This is a genomic window from Arthrobacter sp. CC3, assembly GCF_039907775.1.
Classification (GTDB): Bacteria; Actinomycetota; Actinomycetes; order Actinomycetales; family Micrococcaceae; genus Arthrobacter.
In genome coordinates, this window is record NZ_JARCCY010000039.1 from 15,837 (window position 1) to 33,653 (window position 17,817).

The 17,817-nt window shown below is 65.8% G+C and carries 19 protein-coding genes; 12 read left to right on the forward strand and 7 right to left on the reverse strand.

Annotated features, from left to right (window positions below):
- Positions 1 to 138 precede the first annotated feature (138 nt).
- From thrS to pdxS, 4 genes are all read left to right on the forward strand, one after another.
- Positions 139 to 2,148, forward strand: a complete 2,010-nt coding sequence (thrS, locus tag PV761_RS19100) for a threonine--tRNA ligase (RefSeq protein WP_028269071.1) — start codon at positions 139 to 141, stop codon at positions 2,146 to 2,148.
- Between the two features lie 16 nt (positions 2,149 to 2,164).
- Entirely contained in the window at positions 2,165 to 2,755 is a 591-nt protein-coding gene (locus tag PV761_RS19105; RefSeq protein ID WP_028269072.1) for an HIT domain-containing protein, read from the forward strand.
- A complete protein-coding gene (gene pgsA / locus PV761_RS19110) occupies positions 2,748 to 3,371 on the forward strand; it encodes a phosphatidylinositol phosphate synthase (RefSeq protein WP_028269073.1) in 624 nt (207 codons plus the stop codon). Before PV761_RS19105 ends, pgsA begins: the two co-directional genes overlap by 8 nt.
- 165 nt (positions 3,372 to 3,536) lie before the next feature.
- Positions 3,537 to 4,463, forward strand: a complete 927-nt coding sequence (gene pdxS / locus PV761_RS19115) for a pyridoxal 5'-phosphate synthase lyase subunit PdxS (protein ID WP_011692158.1) — start codon at positions 3,537 to 3,539, stop codon at positions 4,461 to 4,463.
- Between the two features lie 134 nt (positions 4,464 to 4,597).
- Here the strand turns inward: pdxS and PV761_RS19120 are convergent, their stop codons facing one another.
- Positions 4,598 to 6,610 (reverse strand): M3 family metallopeptidase, encoded by a 2,013-nt coding sequence (locus PV761_RS19120; protein WP_347899193.1) that lies wholly within the window; start codon positions 6,608 to 6,610, stop codon positions 4,598 to 4,600.
- Between the two features lie 373 nt (positions 6,611 to 6,983).
- Between PV761_RS19120 and PV761_RS19125 the strand changes: the two genes are divergently transcribed.
- Both PV761_RS19125 and PV761_RS19130 read left to right on the forward strand, forming a co-directional pair.
- Positions 6,984 to 7,391 carry a hypothetical protein gene (locus PV761_RS19125; protein WP_347899226.1) on the forward strand — a complete coding sequence of 136 codons (408 nt, stop codon included), beginning with the start codon at positions 6,984 to 6,986 and terminating at the stop codon, positions 7,389 to 7,391.
- Positions 7,279 to 7,980: a CapA family protein gene (locus PV761_RS19130; protein WP_347899228.1), complete on the forward strand. Its 702-nt coding sequence runs from the start codon at positions 7,279 to 7,281 to the stop codon at positions 7,978 to 7,980. The genes PV761_RS19125 and PV761_RS19130 overlap by 113 nt, the downstream gene beginning before the upstream one ends.
- A gap of 28 nt (positions 7,981 to 8,008) precedes the next feature.
- Here the strand turns inward: PV761_RS19130 and PV761_RS19135 are convergent, their stop codons facing one another.
- The 6 genes from PV761_RS19135 to PV761_RS19160 all read right to left on the reverse strand — a co-directional run bounded on the left by PV761_RS19135 (position 8,009) and on the right by PV761_RS19160 (position 13,142).
- A complete protein-coding gene (locus tag PV761_RS19135) occupies positions 8,009 to 8,443 on the reverse strand; it encodes a protein phosphatase (protein WP_347899195.1) in 435 nt (144 codons plus the stop codon).
- 175 nt (positions 8,444 to 8,618) lie between these two features.
- On the reverse strand, positions 8,619 to 8,924 hold the full coding sequence (locus PV761_RS19140) for a hypothetical protein (protein ID WP_347899197.1): 306 nt from the start codon (positions 8,922 to 8,924) through the stop codon (positions 8,619 to 8,621).
- Between the two features lie 500 nt (positions 8,925 to 9,424).
- Positions 9,425 to 10,408, reverse strand: coding sequence for a trypsin-like peptidase domain-containing protein (locus PV761_RS19145; protein ID WP_347899199.1), 984 nt, complete (start codon positions 10,406 to 10,408; stop codon positions 9,425 to 9,427).
- A 110-nt stretch (positions 10,409 to 10,518) separates the two neighbouring features.
- Complete coding sequence (locus PV761_RS19150; protein WP_347899201.1) at positions 10,519 to 11,028, reverse strand: NUDIX domain-containing protein; 510 nt, start codon at positions 11,026 to 11,028, stop codon at positions 10,519 to 10,521.
- An 87-nt stretch (positions 11,029 to 11,115) separates the two neighbouring features.
- Positions 11,116 to 11,856: a glutamine amidotransferase gene (locus PV761_RS19155; RefSeq protein ID WP_347899203.1), complete on the reverse strand. Its 741-nt coding sequence runs from the start codon at positions 11,854 to 11,856 to the stop codon at positions 11,116 to 11,118.
- On the reverse strand, positions 11,853 to 13,142 hold the full coding sequence (locus PV761_RS19160; protein WP_347899205.1) for a MurT ligase domain-containing protein: 1,290 nt from the start codon (positions 13,140 to 13,142) through the stop codon (positions 11,853 to 11,855). The genes PV761_RS19155 and PV761_RS19160 overlap by 4 nt, the downstream gene beginning before the upstream one ends.
- 90 nt (positions 13,143 to 13,232) lie before the next feature.
- On the opposite strand from PV761_RS19160, the gene pdxT reads away from it, so the two are divergent.
- The 6 genes from pdxT to yajC all read left to right on the forward strand — a co-directional run bounded on the left by pdxT (position 13,233) and on the right by yajC (position 17,806).
- Positions 13,233 to 13,943, forward strand: a complete 711-nt coding sequence (gene pdxT, locus PV761_RS19165; protein WP_347899207.1) for a pyridoxal 5'-phosphate synthase glutaminase subunit PdxT — start codon at positions 13,233 to 13,235, stop codon at positions 13,941 to 13,943.
- A gap of 3 nt (positions 13,944 to 13,946) precedes the next feature.
- The gene (locus tag PV761_RS19170) at positions 13,947 to 14,702 is read left to right on the forward strand and encodes a YebC/PmpR family DNA-binding transcriptional regulator (RefSeq protein WP_028269083.1); all 756 of its coding nucleotides are present in this window, start codon (positions 13,947 to 13,949) and stop codon (positions 14,700 to 14,702) included.
- A 48-nt stretch (positions 14,703 to 14,750) separates the two neighbouring features.
- Positions 14,751 to 15,329, forward strand: a complete 579-nt coding sequence (gene ruvC, locus PV761_RS19175) for a crossover junction endodeoxyribonuclease RuvC (RefSeq protein ID WP_028269084.1) — start codon at positions 14,751 to 14,753, stop codon at positions 15,327 to 15,329.
- Between the two features lie 94 nt (positions 15,330 to 15,423).
- Positions 15,424 to 16,068, forward strand: a complete 645-nt coding sequence (gene ruvA, locus PV761_RS19180) for a Holliday junction branch migration protein RuvA (protein WP_028269085.1) — start codon at positions 15,424 to 15,426, stop codon at positions 16,066 to 16,068.
- Positions 16,061 to 17,149: a Holliday junction branch migration DNA helicase RuvB gene (gene ruvB, locus PV761_RS19185; RefSeq protein WP_028269086.1), complete on the forward strand. Its 1,089-nt coding sequence runs from the start codon at positions 16,061 to 16,063 to the stop codon at positions 17,147 to 17,149. The genes ruvA and ruvB overlap by 8 nt, the downstream gene beginning before the upstream one ends.
- Positions 17,150 to 17,380: 231 nt before the next feature.
- Positions 17,381 to 17,806, forward strand: a complete 426-nt coding sequence (yajC, locus tag PV761_RS19190; RefSeq protein ID WP_347899230.1) for a preprotein translocase subunit YajC — start codon at positions 17,381 to 17,383, stop codon at positions 17,804 to 17,806.
- The last annotated feature ends 11 nt before the right edge of the window (positions 17,807 to 17,817 follow it).

Below are 17,817 nucleotides of genomic sequence, written 5' to 3' on the forward strand. Positions count from 1 at the left end.
AACTCCGGAAGGGCGGGGGACGCGCGTCCCGGCCGCCGCTTTGGTCGGCCTCTCTCCCAACCGATAGCATGGACGAGGCTGGCTGTGGTCCCCGTACGCCACAAGCTACGAAGCCTTAACTTTGAATAGGAGACACCCGTGTCAGATGCCCAGCAGATCACCCTCATCGTCGACGGCGAAGAGACCAAGGTGACTACCGGGACCACCGGCGCGGAACTCTTTTTTGAGCGCCGCGACGTCGTTGTCGCCCGAGTAAACGGCGAACTGAAAGACCTCGACCAGCCGCTCCCCGAGGGCGCGGACATCGAAGGGGTCACCATCGATTCCCCGGACGGCCTCAACGTCCTCCGGCACTCGACCGCCCACGTCATGGCCCAGGCCGTGCAGCAGCTGCGTCCCGACGCCAAGCTCGGCATCGGTCCCTACATCACCGACGGCTTCTACTTCGACTTCGACGTCGCCGAGCCGTTCACCCCGGAAGACCTGAAGACCCTGGAAAAGATGATGCTCAAAATCATCAACCAGAACCAGAAGTTCGTCCGCCGCGTGGTGTCCGAGGACGAAGCCCGCGAAGCCATGAAGGACGAGCCCTACAAGCTGGAACTGCTGGGCAAGAAGAACGACGCCGCAGACGCCGGCGAAGGCGTCAACGTCGAGGTGGGCGCCGGCGACATCACCATCTACGACAACGTGGACCGCAAGAGCGGGGACAGCGTCTGGTGCGACCTGTGCCGCGGCCCCCACCTGCCCAACACCAAGCTCATCTCCAACGCCTTCGCCCTGACCCGGTCCTCCGCCGCCTACTGGCTGGGCAACCAGAACAACCAGCAGCTGCAGCGCATCTACGGCACCGCCTGGCCCACCAAGGACGCACTCAAGGCCTACCAGGAGCGCATCGCCGAGGCCGAGCGCCGCGACCACCGCAAGCTCGGTGCCGAGCTGGACCTCTTCTCCTTCCCGGACGAGCTGGGTTCCGGCCTGCCGGTGTTCCACCCCAAGGGCGGCATCATCCGCAAGGCCATGGAGGATTACTCCCGCCAGCGGCACGTCGATGCAGGGTACGAGTTCGTCTACACCCCGCACATCACCAAGGGGCACCTGTACGAGGTCTCGGGCCACCTGGACTGGTACAAGGAGGGCATGTTCCCGGCGATGCACATCGACGCGGAACTCAATGAGGACGGCACCGTGCGCAAGCCCGGCCAGGACTACTACCTGAAGCCGATGAACTGCCCCATGCACAACCTGATCTTCCGTTCCCGCGGACGCTCCTACCGCGAACTGCCCCTGCGGCTGTTCGAATTCGGTTCGGTATACCGCTACGAAAAGTCGGGCGTGGTGCACGGCCTGACCCGAGTGCGCGGCATGACACAGGACGACGCCCACATCTACTGCACCCGCGAGCAGATGAAGGATGAGCTCACCACCACGCTGAACTTCGTCCTGGGCCTGCTCAAGGACTACGGCCTGGACGACTTCTACCTGGAGCTTTCCACCAAGAACGAAGACAAGTTCGTGGGGGACGACGCCACCTGGGAGGAAGCCACCCGCACCCTCGCCGAAGTGGCCGAAGCCTCGGGCCTGGAGCTCGTCCCGGATCCGGGCGGAGCCGCGTTCTACGGCCCGAAGATCTCCGTCCAGGCGAAGGACGCCCTCGGCCGCACCTGGCAGATGTCCACCATCCAGCTGGACTTCAACCTGCCTGAGCGCTTCGAACTCGAGTTCCAGGCCGCCGATGGCACCCGCCAGCGCCCGGTGATGATCCACCGCGCCCTGTTCGGTTCCGTGGAACGGTTCATGGGTGTACTGACTGAGCACTATGCCGGCGCTTTCCCGGCATGGCTCGCACCGGTGCAGGTGGTGGGCGTCCCCGTGGCGGAGGCCTTCAACGACTACATGTTCGACGTCGTGGGCCAGCTGAAGGCCGCCGGTATCCGTGCGGAGGTGGACATCTCCTCCGACCGGTTCCCGAAGAAGATCCGCACCGCCAGCAAGGACAAGATTCCGTTCGTCCTCATTGCCGGCGGCGAGGACGCCGAGGCCGGAGCAGTCTCGTTCCGGTTCCGCGACGGCAGCCAGGACAACGGCGTGCCGGTGGCCGAAGCTGTCCAGAGGATTGTCGACGCCGTCCGCAACCGGACCAGCTAGCGGAATGGCAGGCGACGTGCAGGAGAACACAGGCGCTGGCGGAGGATATCCGGGCGACGGCGACGTGACCGATGAATTCGGTCTGGCCGGCGTTCCGGACGCTTTCCAGCGCCTGTGGACCCCGCACCGCATGGCCTACATCAAGGGCGGGCAGCACCAGTTCAAGAACAAGGATGACTGCCCGTTCTGTGTGGCCCCTGCCCGCAGTGACGAAGACTCCCTGATTGTCTACCGCGGGCGCACCGCCTACGTGGTCCTGAACCTTTTCCCGTACAACCCGGGCCACCTGCTGATCTGCCCTTACCGGCACGTTCCGGACTACACGGACCTGACCGTGGAGGAAACCGCGGAATTCGCGGCGCTGACCCAGGCCTCGATGCGGGTCCTGCGCAAGGTGTCCAACCCCGGAGGGTTCAACCTCGGCATGAACCAGGGCGTCGTGGGCGGGGCCGGAATCGCCGGCCACCTGCACCAGCACGTCGTTCCGCGCTGGGGCGGGGACGGCAACTTTTTCCCCATCATCGCCCAGACAAAGGCAATCACGCAGACGCTCGGCGAGGTCCGCCAGCAGGTCGCCGAGGCCTGGCCGGAGGACGAGCATGCTTAACCGGCATGCCCGCGGGTTTTTCACCGCACTGTTCTCCCCGCTTGCCCGGTGGCTCCTGAAGATCGGTGTTTCGCCCGATGCCATCACCATCGTGGGGACGGCAGGCGTGGTGGTGGGCGCCCTGGTGTTCTACCCGCTGGGTCAGCTGTGGTGGGGAACGCTGTTTATTACGGCCTTCATTTTCTCCGACGTCCTTGACGGCATCATGGCCCGGATGCAGGAGCGGGGCGGGCGCTGGGGCAACTTCCTGGATTCCACCCTGGACCGGGTTGCCGACGGCGCCCTGTTTGCCGGTCTTGGCATCTGGTTTTTCACGGGAGGCGCGGACCACGCGATCGCCATCGCCGCCGTCGTGTGCCTGGTGCTTGGCATGGTGGTCTCCTATGCGCGGGCCAAGGCCGAGGCTCTCGGCTTCCACGCAAACGTCGGCATTGCCGAGCGCGCCGAACGGCTGGTGTCTGTTCTGGTGGTCACCGGATTCACCGGGCTCGGGCTCCCCAGCGTGGTCCTGCTGGTGACCCTGACCCTCCTGGCCGCGGCCAGCCTCGTGACCGTGGTCCAGCGGATCGCCACCGTGCACCGGCAGTCGCTGGAGGAGACGGGACTGCCGGGGTAACCCGAATTCAGCAGCGTCGCAGCGTGGGACTAGTATTAGCAGTACCTGGTCATTGGATCCGGTAATCCGGTGTGCGCGCGGCGTGGCTTTCCCGTCTGTGCTGCCGCCTGCGCCGGGACCGAGAGACCGGATCTACGTAACATCTAGCTACCCATAGGGGTTTTTGTGTCTACACCTGATGTAAGCAGCGAAGCCGGCTCGTCCGCCAACAGCGTCACGGGCAGCAACCGCGTCAAGCGCGGCATGGCCGAGATGCTCAAGGGCGGCGTCATCATGGACGTCGTCAACGTCGAACAGGCCCGCATCGCCGAAGACGCCGGTGCCGTGGCCGTGATGGCGCTGGAACGCGTTCCGGCCGATATCCGGGCCCAGGGCGGCGTGTCCCGCATGTCCGATCCGGACATGATCGACAAGATCATCGAAGCCGTGTCCGTGCCGGTCATGGCCAAGGCCCGGATCGGCCACTTCGTCGAAGCCCAGGTCCTGCAGTCCCTCGGCGTGGACTACATCGACGAGTCCGAGGTCCTGACCCCGGCCGACTACGTCAACCACATCGACAAGTGGAACTTCAAGGTTCCCTTCGTCTGTGGCGCCACCAACCTCGGTGAGGCCCTGCGCCGCATCAACGAGGGCGCGGCCATGATCCGCTCCAAGGGCGAGGCCGGCACCGGCGACGTCTCCAACGCCACCGGCCACATGCGCCAGATCCGTTCCGAGATCGCCAAGCTCGCCGCCCTGCCCGAGGACGAGCTTTACGTCGCGGCCAAGGAACTGCAGGCCCCGTACGAACTGGTCAAGGAAGTCGCTGCCGCCGGCAAGCTCCCGGTGGTGCTCTTCACCGCGGGCGGCATCGCCACCCCGGCCGACGCCGCGATGATGATGCAGCTCGGCGCTGACGGCGTGTTCGTCGGCTCCGGCATTTTCAAGTCCGGCAACCCGGCCCAGCGCGCCGCCGCCGTCGTGAAGGCCACCACCTTCTTCGATGACCCGGACGTCATCGCCAAGGCCTCCCGCGGCCTGGGCGAAGCCATGGTGGGCATCAACGTGGACGAGATCCCGCAGCCGCACCGCCTCGCCGAGCGCGGCTGGTAACAGCTTCACAAGCAGTACGACGCCGGGCGGTCACCTTGTTGGTGACCGCCCGGCGTCGTTGTTTCCCCGTCGATTGCTCCCTAACCGCCCTTATCGGCGCCTAAAACGGCGTCCACGGAGCAATCGATGAAGGGTCAGTCCAAACCGCGGCGCTTCAGCAGCGGCTCCAGCCTCGCGTCCCGGCCGCGGAAGGCACGGAAGGAGTCCAGCGGTTCGCGGCTGTTGCCGCGGGAGAGCAGTTCAGCCCGGAAGAAGTCGCCGTTGGCACGGCTGAGTCCGCCGTTTTCCTTGAACCATTCAACGCTGTCCGCATCCAGTACTTCGCTCCAGATGTAGGAGTAGTACCCTGCGGCGTAACCGTCGCCGGCGAAGATGTGCTGGAAATAGCCGGTCCGGTACCGCGGCGGAATCAGGCTGTGTGCCACCCCGGCCGCGGCGAGGGCCTTGGCTTCGAACGCCAGGACGTCCGCCGGGACCCCGGATTCGTCTAGGACATGCCAAGCGAGGTCCAGCAGCGCCGCGCCCAGGTACTCCGTGGTGCCGAAGCCTTCGCCCCACAGCTGCGATTCGTTGAGCTTGTCCACGATGTCCTGGGCAAGGGGCTCGCCGGTCACATGGTGGCGGGCATAATTGGCCAGCACCTCAGGCCACATGATCCACATTTCGTTGACCTGGGACGGGTACTCCACAAAATCGCGCGGAACGGCGGTCCCGGAGAACCGGGGGAAGGTCACGTTGGAAAACAGTCCGTGCAGGGCATGGCCGAATTCGTGGAACGCGGTCCGGAGCTCGTCCAGGGTCAGCAGCGTCGGCTCGCCCGCCGGAGGCTTGGAAATGTTCAGGTTGTTGATCACCACCGGCTTGGTACCCAGCAGCGCGGACTGATCCACCAGCGAGTTCATCCAGGCGCCGCCGCGTTTGGACTCGCGGGAATAGTAGTCGCCCAGGAACAGGCCCAGTTCGGAGCCGTCCTCGTTGCGGACCTCCCAGACCCGGACATCGGGGTGGTAGCCCTTGAGGTCGGGCCGCTCGTGGAAGGTGACACCGTACAGGGAAGTCGCGGCGTAGAAGACACCGTCGCGAAGGACGCGGTCCAGTTCGAAGTAGGGCCGCAGCGCCTGCTCGTCGACGCTGTACCGTTCCCGCCGCACCTTCGCGGAATAGTACGCCCAGTCCCACGCCTCGAGCGGATGGCCTGCAACCTCTGCAAGGGCGGCCGCCTCGGCGTCGGCATTCCGGACCGCCGCAGGTGCCAGCCGGTTCATCATGGACTGCACGGCTTCAAAATCAGGGGCAGTCTGCCGGTCAACGGTGAGTTCGGCGTAGTTGGCAAATCCCAGAAGCCGGGCCTTCTCCGCCCGGAGCGCCACCATGGACTTCACCAGGTCCCTCACATCCAGGCTGCCCCCGCTGCTGCCGCGGCTGATGGACGCCTCGTAGAGCCGGCGGCGGACCTCGCGGTTTTCCAGGGATGCCATGGCGGGCTGGTTGCTGGGCTGGATCAGGGTGAGCAGGTACTTGCCGTCGTGCCCGGCTGCCCGGGCGGCTTCGGCGGCGCTGGCAATGTCATCCGCCGGCAGCCCGGACAGCTCAACGGCATCGTCGAGCAGCAGGGCCGAGGTCTTCATGGCTTCCTTGACGCGCTGCCCGAATTCGGTGCCCAACCGGGACAGCTCTGCGTTCACCGCCCTCAGCCGGTCCTGGCCGGCATCCTCGAGCTGGATCCCGGACTGGCGGAACTCCTTGAGGTACTCCTCCACGAGCCTGGCTGATTCATCGTCGAGGCCGGTGGTGTCCACGGCGGCGAACCGGTCAAAGAGCCGCCGGTTCATGTAGACGGCATCCTGGTGGGCGGAAAACTCCGGGGACAGCTCGGTTTCGAGTGCCCGGATGCCGTCCGAGGCGTCCGCCGAGACCAGGGTGAAAAACGATGCGGCAGCGCGCTGGAGGAGCTGCCCGGAGCGTTCCATTGCCAGGACGGTATTTTCGAAGGCGGCGGGTTCGGTGTTGTCCACAATGGCCTGAATTTCGGCGAGGTGTTCCGCCAGGCCGGACCGGACCGCTTCGGAATAGTCGGCCTCGTCGATCTCGGCAAACGGGGGGAGCCCGAACGGCAAAGGACTGGGAGTCAGGAGGGGGTTGGTCATGAAGCAACACTTTCATGTAACCGGACGGTTCTCAATGGTGATTTGACGGGCTGCCGGGATTGGCCGCCGTAGGATGGCGCTTATGGGGGAACTCGCAAGGATGCCGCTGAAAATCCACCGCGGACGGGGAGCCGCGGCGATCGCCGCGGCTGTCCTGCTGTCCGGACTGACGTCGTGCGGCGTCATTGCCTAACAGGACACCGGCCAGCGCCCGGCCGGCGCAGCACGTACGACGACGGCGGCCGTGGCACCGCCGTCGTCAACTGCCCCGGCGGTGCCCGCTCCCTCTCCCGAACCCACACCTGAAACCACGCCGGGCAAGGGCCCCGCCTGCGCTGCCGTCCGGTGCACGTCAGTCCTGGTGACCGGAGACATGCTGGTGCATGCCCAGCTGTGGGACCAGGCCCGCGCCGACGCCGCCGCCCTCGGAAAGCCGGGCCTGGACTTCACCCCGCTGTTCGAGGGCCAGCGGGCGTACATCGGCGAAAGCGACCTCGCCATCTGCCATCAGGAAACTCCGGTCGCGGACGCGGACGGCCCTTCTCGGCCTATCCGTCGTTCAACGTGCCGCCGCAAATCGCCGCGGCGGCCAAAGACGTTGGCTACCAGCCTGCACCACCGCCAGCAACCACACCATCGACCGCGGAACCGACGGCCTGGTCCGTACACTGGACGCGCTGGACGCTGCCGGCTTGAAGCACACCGGTTCCTACCGGACCGAGGCGGAATCGCAAGGGATCCTGCTTCTGCAGACCGACGCGGCGAAAATCGCCGTGATTGAGGCCGCCTATGGCCTGAACGGGCAATACCCCGAGTACGCCTGGCAGGTGGACATGCTGGACGCGCCCGCGATGATTGCCAAGGCGAAGAAGGCCAGGGCGCTGGGCGCGGACATTGTGCTCGGAGTGATGCACGCCGGGGACGAGTATGCCAGTGCTCCGAATGCCCAGCAGCAGGAGACGGCCCACGCCCTGGTGGACAGCGGTGAGTTCACCATGGTCTACGGCCACCACACCCATTCCGTGCTGCCCATCGAGAACTACAAGGGGACCTGGATTGTGTACGGGCTGGGTAACGGCGTCACGGAGCTGTCCCCCTGGTATGTGGTGAACAATGAGGGACTGCTGGTTCGGGCGCAGTTCAGCCAGGACGCGGCCGGAAAATGGTCAGCCTCGGACCTGGCCTGGGTGCCGTCAGCGATCGTCCGCGATCCGTACCGCTGGTGTTCCGTGGCGGCCGACGCGCCGCAGGGACCGTGCGCCGGGGCGGAGGCCGACGCCGCGACGCGCCTGCGCACGAGGACCGTGGTGGAATCGATGGGTGCGGCGGCTGCGGGTGCCTGTGAGCTGATCCATTCCGCCAAACCGTGAAGGCAGCCGCAACAGGACTTGGACCGTCTCAGGTGATCCGGCGGGCAACATGCCTGACGTACCAGTGCTCCCAGGGGGTCTCCACCGCCGGACCGCAGTGCTCCCGGACGTAGGACACGGCATGTCCCGGTGCGACGCCGTCCAGGATGGCGATGCAGGCAAGGGCCATGCCGGTCCTGCCGTGCCCTCCATGGCAGGCAATTTCAACGCGTTCCTTTTCTGCCCGCACCCATGCTTCCCCCAAGGCCTCCACGGCGTCGTCTTCGTTGAGGGGCAACCAGAAGTCCGGCCAGCGCACCCACCTTTGTTCCCAGGGGGTCCGGGCCGGACGCCTGCCCAGCAGGTAGACCGCGAAGTCGGGGTCCGGACCCGGCGGAAGCAGCCGGCGAAGTGCCCGGCCGCGGATTCGCCGGCCGGAAGGGAAACTGACGACGCCGTGATCACCCGGATCCCATGTGTTCATGGATTGACTCTGGCATCGGATTGCCGGAACGGGAAGGGCGTATTGCCCGAGGCCGGCGAAAAACGGCGTAAAGGGGAAAAACGGCGTAAAGGGAGGGGCATCGCCGCGGGCGATGCCCCTCCCTCCCGCCTCGCTCCGGTTTTTCCGGACCGTTGGTTAGGCGGCCGATGACGGTTTAGCGGTGGCCGCGGCGGTGGTCGTCGTCGCAGAAGTGCCAGTGCCTTCCATCCTTGTGTTGGTGCCAGTTGCCGTTCCGGCCGTGGTCATGGTTGTAACGGTCACAGCGCTTGTCGTCGCGACGCCAGTCACGCTTATCGTCGTCCCTCTTGTGGTCCGTGTAACCCTGGTAGTTCACAGCCGAAATCGTGACGGACTTCAGCCCCGTATCCGCTGCGGCGGGTCCGGCAGCCATTGCCGTCCCCCCAATCCCGAGTCCTGCAGCCAGCAGGGTGGATGCGAGCAATCCCATTGACCTCTTCATGAGATCTTCCTATCTTGTGGTTCATTCCCAGATGTATGCCTCAGACGGCGGCCAAGCGGAATTACCCATCACGGATCAGTGTGGGTTCTGGCGCGCCACGCTAAACGCAGCGGCGGATTAGATTCCGATCGGACGCTTGTCTGCGGTTGATGGCCCCAAATTTACGCGGCGATACGTTGCGTGAATCGGCGCATTGCCCCATTCTTGCAGTGACTGATTCAAGCGGCGGCGCAGAGCCCCAGCCGCATTTGGGAACCTCCGTGCCCCACGGTGCGTGTGATCAGCGCACGGAGAACGATATGAGGGCACCCCCCGTGCCTACCCCAATATCCACAATCCCGGCTCCGGTAACGGTGATCCGGCCGCCGGCCTGTAGTGCTCGAACAGCGCTCTTCCGCCACGTCTGTGTGATGGGAGGGCTTGTTCACCAACAACGATAGCGCGCTGGCCGGAATCAGAATAGGCGCAATGGGTAATTTTTTGCGCACATGCACTGCGGCCTAGCCTGTGTCGGTCATTTCTTCCGGGACGGCCACCACATGCAGTTCCGTTCCGTCCCGGAGCGCCGAAATGTCCAGCGGCGCTCCGATTGCCTCGGCGAAGAGGAGCTTCTGGAGGCTCTCTGCGTTCGAAACGGACTTCCGGCCGACACTCAGCAGCACGTCTCCGGCGCGGAGGCCCGCCCGTTCGGCAGGTGATCCCGGGAGGACTTCCACCACCAGGAGCCCGTCTCGGTGACCGGTCCGGACCACGGAGCTCACCGGAAGTTGGACGGGGGTGTTCACCAGTCCGAGGTAGGCGCGCCGGACCCGTCCGTCCGAGAGGAGCGAGGCGATGATTCGGCGCGAGGTGGCATTGATCGGAACCGCCAGCCCCAGTCCCGCACCAGCGACGGCCGTGTTGATTCCCACGATCCGGCCGCGGGCGTCTGCCAGGGCCCCGCCGGAGCTGCCGGCATTGAGCGCGGCATCGGTCTGGATGACGTCCTCGATCACGCGGCGGTTGCGTCCGGACCATACAGGGATGGAACGTCCCAGGCCGCTGACGACTCCTGCCGTCACGGAGCCCGAAAGCCCCAACGGGTTGCCGACAGCGATAACCAGTTGACCGACTTTGAGGAGTTCAGCGTCGCCGAATTCGGCCGGCTGGGCAATCGGTGCCCTGCCGTGGACGATGGCGAGGTCGGACAGAGGATCGGCGCCTACGACTTCCACGGCCGTCCGGGTGCCGTCGGCAAAGACCGCGTGGCCTTTTCCGGCCGAGCCCACCACATGGGCGTTGGTCACCAGGTATCCGTCCGAGGTGAACAGGACTGCCGAGCCTGCGCCCGCGCGGTACCTGCCGTTGCGGCCATTGCCGGTCATTTCGACGGCGGCAACGTGCGGGGTGACGGTTTCGGCCACGCGGATAACCGTGGCGGAATAGGAATCCAAAGGGTCTTCGGTAGCGTTCGCTCCGTTGAATCCGCTGCTGACTGCCTCCATGGCGCGCCTCCTGAGAAGATGCTTACCTATGTCAACGGTTGGGCACCCGGCGGTAGTCCGGCGACGGCTACGCCTTCAGAGAAATCCGGCAGGGAAATCCGTCTGGGGAATCAGCGGTGGTTCTGCTGCAGCCGGCGCCAGAGGTCCGGCCAGGCTGTTGCGAACGCCGGGTGCAGTTCCCGGTCCTGAACGGAACCTGCCGGAACCCACCTGAGTTCGATGCTCTCGGCATCGTTGATGGCGGGGTCGAAGGATTCCACGACGCGGACCGCCACCGTGGTGTAGGACCAGTAGCCGACGTCGAACACGGACGTGAACAGCACGCGGACGTTCTCCGGGGGCACGGCGGCTTCTTCGTGGGCTTCGCGCAGGGCGCCAGTGATGGCGTCTTCGCCGTGGTGGAGCGCGCCGCCGGGCAGGCCCCAGGTTCCGCCGTGGTGACTCCACGCGGCCCGGTGCTGCAAGAGGATGCCTTTGGCGGGATCCTGGACCAGGAGGCCGGCCGATCCGAAGCGGCCCCAGAATTTGCCCACCGCGCCTTCGACCCAGGCATCGCCGGGATCGCGCGGGCCGGACGGGTGGCGGAGGTGTTCCGGGAGGCTGGCGGCTGCAGTGTCCATGGGACCAGTTTCCCACGGTCCGTTTTCCGGCCGGTCACAAAGCGTCACCGGTGAGTCGTTGCAGGTGTGGAACCGGACCGTACGGTTCTAGCGGGGCCGCCGTGCGGCGTGTTCCCGCGCCAGTACGGCGTAGCGGTCGTCCGGCGTGCCGGCGGTGAAGCTTCCGTATTTGCGCTCCACGGCGGTGCGGATCAGGAAGTCGGCAATGGCAGGGTTCTTGGGCAGGAGTGATCCGTGGAGGTAGCTCGCCACGATATTCCGGTAGCGCGCCCCTTCTTTCCCGTCGCTGCTGTTGTTGCCGGTGCCCTTGGAGGTGGTGCCCAGCGGCTGGACGCCGGGGCCGAGGGTCGTCTGGCCGCTGTGGTTTTCGTAACCCAGGATGTCCCCGAACTCGGGAGAGGACACCGTGACATTGCCGATCAGGCGTTCATCGGTGCCGTGCGTCTCGACATCCAAGACGCCGATGCCCGGAATCACCGAACCCGTGCGCGTCTTGAAGAACCGTCCGAAGAGCTGGTAGAGCCCGCAGATCAGCAGCATGGGCGTTCCGCCTTCAGCCAGTTCCTTGAGCGTCGATTCACGGGAGAGCAGATCGTCCTGGATCACCAGCTGACCGCTGTCCTGCCCGCCGCCGCCCACGATCAGGTCCACATCGGCCGGAAAGTCGTCGCCGACGTTGTATTCGAGCAGCTCCGGGGTGTAGCCGTGCCAGCGGAGGCGCTGCTGGAGGACCAGGGCGTTGCCCCAGTCACCGTAGATGTTCATGTCGCGGGGATAGAGCTGCAGGACCCGGATGGTTCCCTTGCTTTCTTCGGACGCCGGGCTCATGAGACCACCTCCACTGTGGTGATTTTGGACAGCTCGCGGCGGATGGCCAGCATTGCCGTGTAAGTGCAGAAAATACGCTTGGGCTTGTCCTTGGCGCCCTGGATGAACGCGGCAAGAGCCGGTGCGATTTCTGGGTTCACTGCGCCGATTGCCACCTCGTCGTACTGCAGCCGGAGGGCCATGTCGTAGGCCCGGGAACCGGACAACTGGTCCACGCCGCCTTCACGCAGCGAATCGAACTCCACGTCCCAAAGCCAGGACATGTCGCGGCCGTCGGCGTAGTTGTCATTGATCGCCACCATCGTGGCGTAGCCGCCGGCCGGGAAGGACTTCAGGCCCAGCCGGAAACCGCTGGGGTTCTTGACCAGCACCAGGTCCAGCGGCAGGCCGTCAACCACCAGGCTCTCGCCGCGGCCGAAGGCGGGCGCAACCTCGGACAGGGCCTTGAGCAAGCCGCCATGATCCGTGGGCGCGGCGCCGTTCCCGGCGATGCAACGGGCCAGGACAAGCGCGGCCGCGGCATTGAAAATGTTGTAGACGCCGCGGAGCTTCATCCCGGTGGTGACCGTGGCACCGTCGTACTCAAAATCGGCGTCATCGGTGCCCACCCGGCGCAGTACGACGTCGGCGTGCGGCTTTGCCGGCAGCGCCGGCGCCGGGCTGCCGGGCCCGGCGCGGAGGTCGTCGTCGTTCGGGAACGTGCTGAGCAGGGAATCATCGAGGCCGAAGTAGCGCACCTCGGGACCGTCCAGGGTGTCCGCTATGCGGGCGACACGCGGATCCTCACGGTTCAGGACCACGGTGCCGGTGGTCTTGGACGCGATGTGCTGCAGCAGCTGGGCGGTTTTGTCGATTTCGCCGAAGCGGTCCAACTGGTCGCGGAGCACATTGAGCAGCAGGCTGTAGCGCGGCGGAACCCTGTTGACGAAGTGCACAGCGTGCGCCTCATCCAGTTCCAGTACCGCGATGTCCGCGTCGAGCCGGCCCCGCCAGTCGACATCGCCCAGCAGGGCTGCGGCGACTCCGCGGGTGAAGTTGCTGCCGGTGCGGTTCGTGAAGACCTTCAGCCCCTGGCTCTCCAGCAGCTCCACCACCATTTTGGTGGTGGTGGTCTTGCCGTTCGTCCCGCTGACCACGGCCACACCCAGGGGCAGCGTGGACAGCGTCCGCTGCATGAAACCGGGGTCGATTTTCTCCACTACGAGGCCGGGGAGGGCAGAGCCTCCGCCCCTGAGCCGGGAAACCCGGCGGACGAGCTTGCCGAGCGGAACGCTGAAGTAAAGCATGCTCTGAATATATCCCAGTCACGGCATGGAACCGGGCCGGCCGGCCCCGCGCGGCAAGCCTCCGGCCATGCGGAGCACTATGCTGATTGGATGACCAACCCCCCTTCCACGGACTATTCCCGCGCGGGTGCAGGCCTTCGAATCGGTGTCCTGGCGCTCCAGGGCGACTTCCGGGAGCACCTGCGTTCGGCAGAAGCAACCGGCGCCGCCGGCGTCGGAATCCGGCGGCCCTCCGAACTTGACGGCATCGACGGACTAATCATTCCCGGCGGCGAATCCACCACGATCGACAAGCTTGCCCGGGCGTTTGACCTCGCCGACCCCTTGCGCAAGCTCATCGCGGACGGCCTGCCGGTCTACGGCTCCTGCGCCGGCATGATCCTGCTCGCCGACGAAATCGCGGACCCCGCCACCGACCTGGCGGGCAATCCGCAACAGACATTCGGCGGGCTGGACATCACGGTCCGCCGCAACGCTTTCGGCCGACAGCGGGAATCCTTTGAGACCGACCTCGAATTCAAGGGGCTGGAGTTCAGCGACACGGGCGCCGGTGTGGCCCCGGTGCACGCGGTGTTCATCCGCGGGCCCTGGGTGGAGCGCGTGGGCCCGGGCGTGGAGGTCCTGGCGCAGGTGGAACCCGCGGATCCGGTCCACGCTTCGCATGCGGCCGCCCTGCAGGGGACGGCTAGAATTGTTGCAGTGCGTTCCGGCCACCTGCTGGCCACCTCCTTCCACCCGGAAGTGACAGGGGAGAAGCGCGTGCATGAACTGTTTATTCGAATGATCAGAGGAGAAGCGTAAAGCATGTCAGGCCACTCCAAATGGGCGACGACCAAGCACAAGAAGGCCATCCTTGATAGCCGCCGGGCCAAGTCGTTCGCCAAGCTGATCAAGAACATCGAAGTAGCGGCGCGGATGGGCGGCCCGGACCTGTCCGGCAACCCTGGGCTGGAACTCGCGGTCACGAAGGCCAAAAAGACCTCTGTCCCCGCCGACAATATCGACCGCGCCATCAAGCGCGGCGCCGGCCTCACCGGCGAGGTCGTGGACTACACGGAGATCATGTATGAATGCCGCGGCCCGCAGGGTTCGGCGCTGCTGATCGAGTGCCTCACGGACAACAAGAACCGTGCAGCCTCCGAGGTCCGGCTGGCCATTTCACGCAACGGCGGCACCATCGCCGATCCCGGTTCTGTCAGCTACCTCTTTTCCCGCAAGGGCGTCGTCACGCTGCCCAAGAACGGGCTCAGCGAAGACGACGTCCTGATGGCCGTGCTCGACGCCGGCGCAGAGGAAGTCAAGGACAACGGAGACACCTTCGAAATCCACTCGGACCCGAAGGACCTCCAGGCTGTCCGCGACGCGCTCAAGGAAGCCGGGATCGACTACGACACCGACGAAGCAGAGTTCGTTCCCTCCATGGAGGTGCCGCTGGACCTCGACGCCGCCAAGAAATTCATGAAGCTGGTGGACGCGCTGGAGGAACTCGACGACGTCCAGAACGTCTACAGCAACGCCGACCTGAGCGACGAAGTGCAGGCCGCACTGGAAGCCGAGTGATCCGGCAGCCCTGCTGTGAAACTGAGGCCCGGCCTTGACGGCCGGCCCTTGACGCTGCGCGTCCTGGGGGTCGACCCGGGCCTCACCCGTTGCGGCATCGGCGTTGTGGACGTCGAGAAGAACCGCCGCGCCACCATGGTGGCTGTCGGCGTTGTGGGAACATCGCCGGAGGAGAGCCTGGACCAGCGGCTGCTGGTGATCGCCACATCCATCGACGACTGGCTGGATCGCTATGAACCGCATGTCCTCGCCGTGGAGCGGGTGTTCTCCCAGTTGAACGTCAGTACCGTCATGGGTGTCGCCCAGGCATCCGGCGTGGTGATAGCCGCCGCCGCACGCCGAGGTATCCCCGTGGCCCTGCACACGCCGTCGGAAGTTAAAGCTGCCGTGACGGGCAGCGGAACATCCAACAAGGATGCTGTCACCAAACTGGTCACGAAGATCCTGCGCCTGGACGCCCCGCCGCGTCCGGCCGACGCCGCCGACGCGCTGGCACTGGCCATCACGCACGCGTGGCGGGCCGGCAGCGGGGCTGCTATCGCGACGACCGGCCCCGGCAGCCAGTCGCTGACCCCTGCCCAGCGGGCGTGGGCAGAGGCGGAAGCCAAAGCGCGCCGTGCACGGTGAATGTCCGGGCTCCTTGCTAGGGTATTCGTAGATATGTTCGGATGGCCGGTTGTAAACCGGCTGCATTTTTTGCTGTAGACCCAGGAGCCCGGCCTTGATCAGTTTTCTCCGCGGAACCGTAGCGCACGTCGGGTTGTCCTCCGCCGTGATCGACCTCAACGGCGCCGGCATGAGCGTGAACGCCACCCCCCAGACCCTCAGCGGGCTGCGCCTCGGAGAAGAGGGCAAGCTCTACACCTCGCTGATCGTTCGTGAGGATTCACTGACGCTGTTCGGTTTCTCCAGCGATGACGAGCGCGAGGTGTTCGATATCCTGCTCAGCGTGAGCGGCGTCGGGCCCCGCCTGGCACTGGCCGTCCTGGCCGTCCACGATCCCGAAGCCATCCGCGTCGCGGCGCACACCGGCGACGGCAAAGCGTTCACCAAGGTCCCCGGCATCGGACCGAAGGTCGCCGGCAGGATAGTCCTGGAACTCGCCGGAAAACTCGTGCCGCACGGCACCGGTTCGGCGGCAGCGCCCGCAGCAGCCGCTCCCGCCCCGTGGAAGCCGCAGGTGGTGGCAGCAATGACGAGCCTCGGCTGGTCCGAAAAGGATGCCACTGCCAGCATCGACAAAGCACTGTCGGATTCCCCGGAACTCGAAGCCGGCGGCCAGGTGGCCGAAATCCTGCGGGCCACGCTGCGCTGGCTTGGCCAGGACGGCGCGCGCGCGGGCAACCGGGTAGGCAGCCGTGGCTGAGCCCACCCTGGTTGGCGGGGGAGAGGAGCCGGAGGAGCGGGTCATCGAGGCGGCCCTCCGGCCCAAGAACCTGCACGACTTCGTGGGCCAGCACCGTGTCCGCAAGCAACTGTCCCTGGTGCTGGAAGCATCGCGAATGCGCGGCCGCAGCGCCGACCACGTCCTGTTGTCCGGCCCGCCCGGCCTGGGCAAGACCACGTTGTCCATGATCATCGCGGCCGAGATGAACGCCCCGCTGCGGATCAGCAGCGGTCCGGCCATCCAGCACGCCGGAGACCTGGCTGCCATCCTTTCCTCCCTCTCGGAAGGAGAGGTCCTCTTCCTCGATGAGATCCACCGCATGTCCCGGCCCGCGGAAGAAATGCTGTACATGGCCATGGAGGACTTCCGCGTGGACATCGTGGTGGGAAAGGGCGCCGGAGCCACGGCAATTCCCCTCGAGCTGCCTCCGTTTACCCTGGTGGGCGCCACCACGCGTGCCGGCCTGCTGCCGGGGCCGTTGCGCGACAGGTTCGGCTTCACCGGCCACCTGGAGTTCTATTCCGTTGAGGAACTGGAGCTCGTCCTGAGGCGTTCGGCCGGCCTGCTGGACCTGAAGGTCAACTCGGCGGGCTTCAGCGAAATCGCGGGCAGGTCCAGGGGCACTCCCCGAATTGCGAACCGCCTGCTCCGCCGCGTCCGCGACTGGGCGCTCGTCCACGGCATTGAGCAGATCGATGCGCGCGCGGCCTCTGCCGCGCTTGACATGTACGAGGTGGACAAGAGGGGCCTTGACCGGCTGGACCGCTCCGTCCTCGAAGCCCTGATCACCAAGTTCGGCGGCGGGCCGGTGGGTCTTTCCACACTGGCCATTGCCGTGGGTGAAGAGCCGGAAACGGTGGAGACCGTTGCCGAGCCCTACCTGGTCCGCGAGGGGCTCCTCGGGCGGACGCCGCGCGGCCGGATCGCGATGGCACCGGCCTGGACCCACCTGGGCTACGCGGTTCCGGACGGAGTGTTCGGCCAGGAAACGCTGGCCCTGTTCGAAACGGACGACCTCAGCGTCGAGCCGGTGGCAGGGTGGCTGCCGAACGGCCAATAGCAGCGTCCGGCTTACTTTCCCTTTAGACTGGTATGACGCTCGGCACGTTCGGGTCTTTGTTTCTGTGGGCGGCTCCGGCCGCCGTTGGCTGGGCATGGTTTTTCTGCCGGGTGGGCCGAAACGAAGCCGACGTTGCTGTAAATCAGCTACGCAAGTACAGAACGGAAACTTCCTGTGTTCGGACATATTACTGCCCAGGCCCAGCCGCAGGCCGGCGGCGGCATCGACATCATGACCATCCTGCTCTTCGTGATGCTCGGCGTCTTCATCTTCATGATGTTCCGCCGCAACAAGAAGACCCAGCAGCAGCAGGCAACGCTTCAGTCGCAGTTCGCCCCGGGCGTCGAGGTCATGACCAGCTTCGGACTCTTCGGACGCATCGTCTCCATCAACGAGGACGAAAACAAGGTCGTCATCGAACTGTCCCCGGGCAACCTGGCCACCGTGCACCGCCAGGCCGTCACCAAGATCGTTGAGCCGGTTGTTGGTGCCGAAGAGCCCACCGTCGTTCCGGACGACGCCTCCTCCCTGACCGGACACGACGCCGACCGCGCCGATGCCGTTAACCGCCCCGAGGCCGTCCGCACCGACGTTGCTAACGAGACGCCGGAAGAATCGCTGAAGCGTCTTAACGACGAAGGCAAGAAGGACAGCTAGTCTGGCGTTTC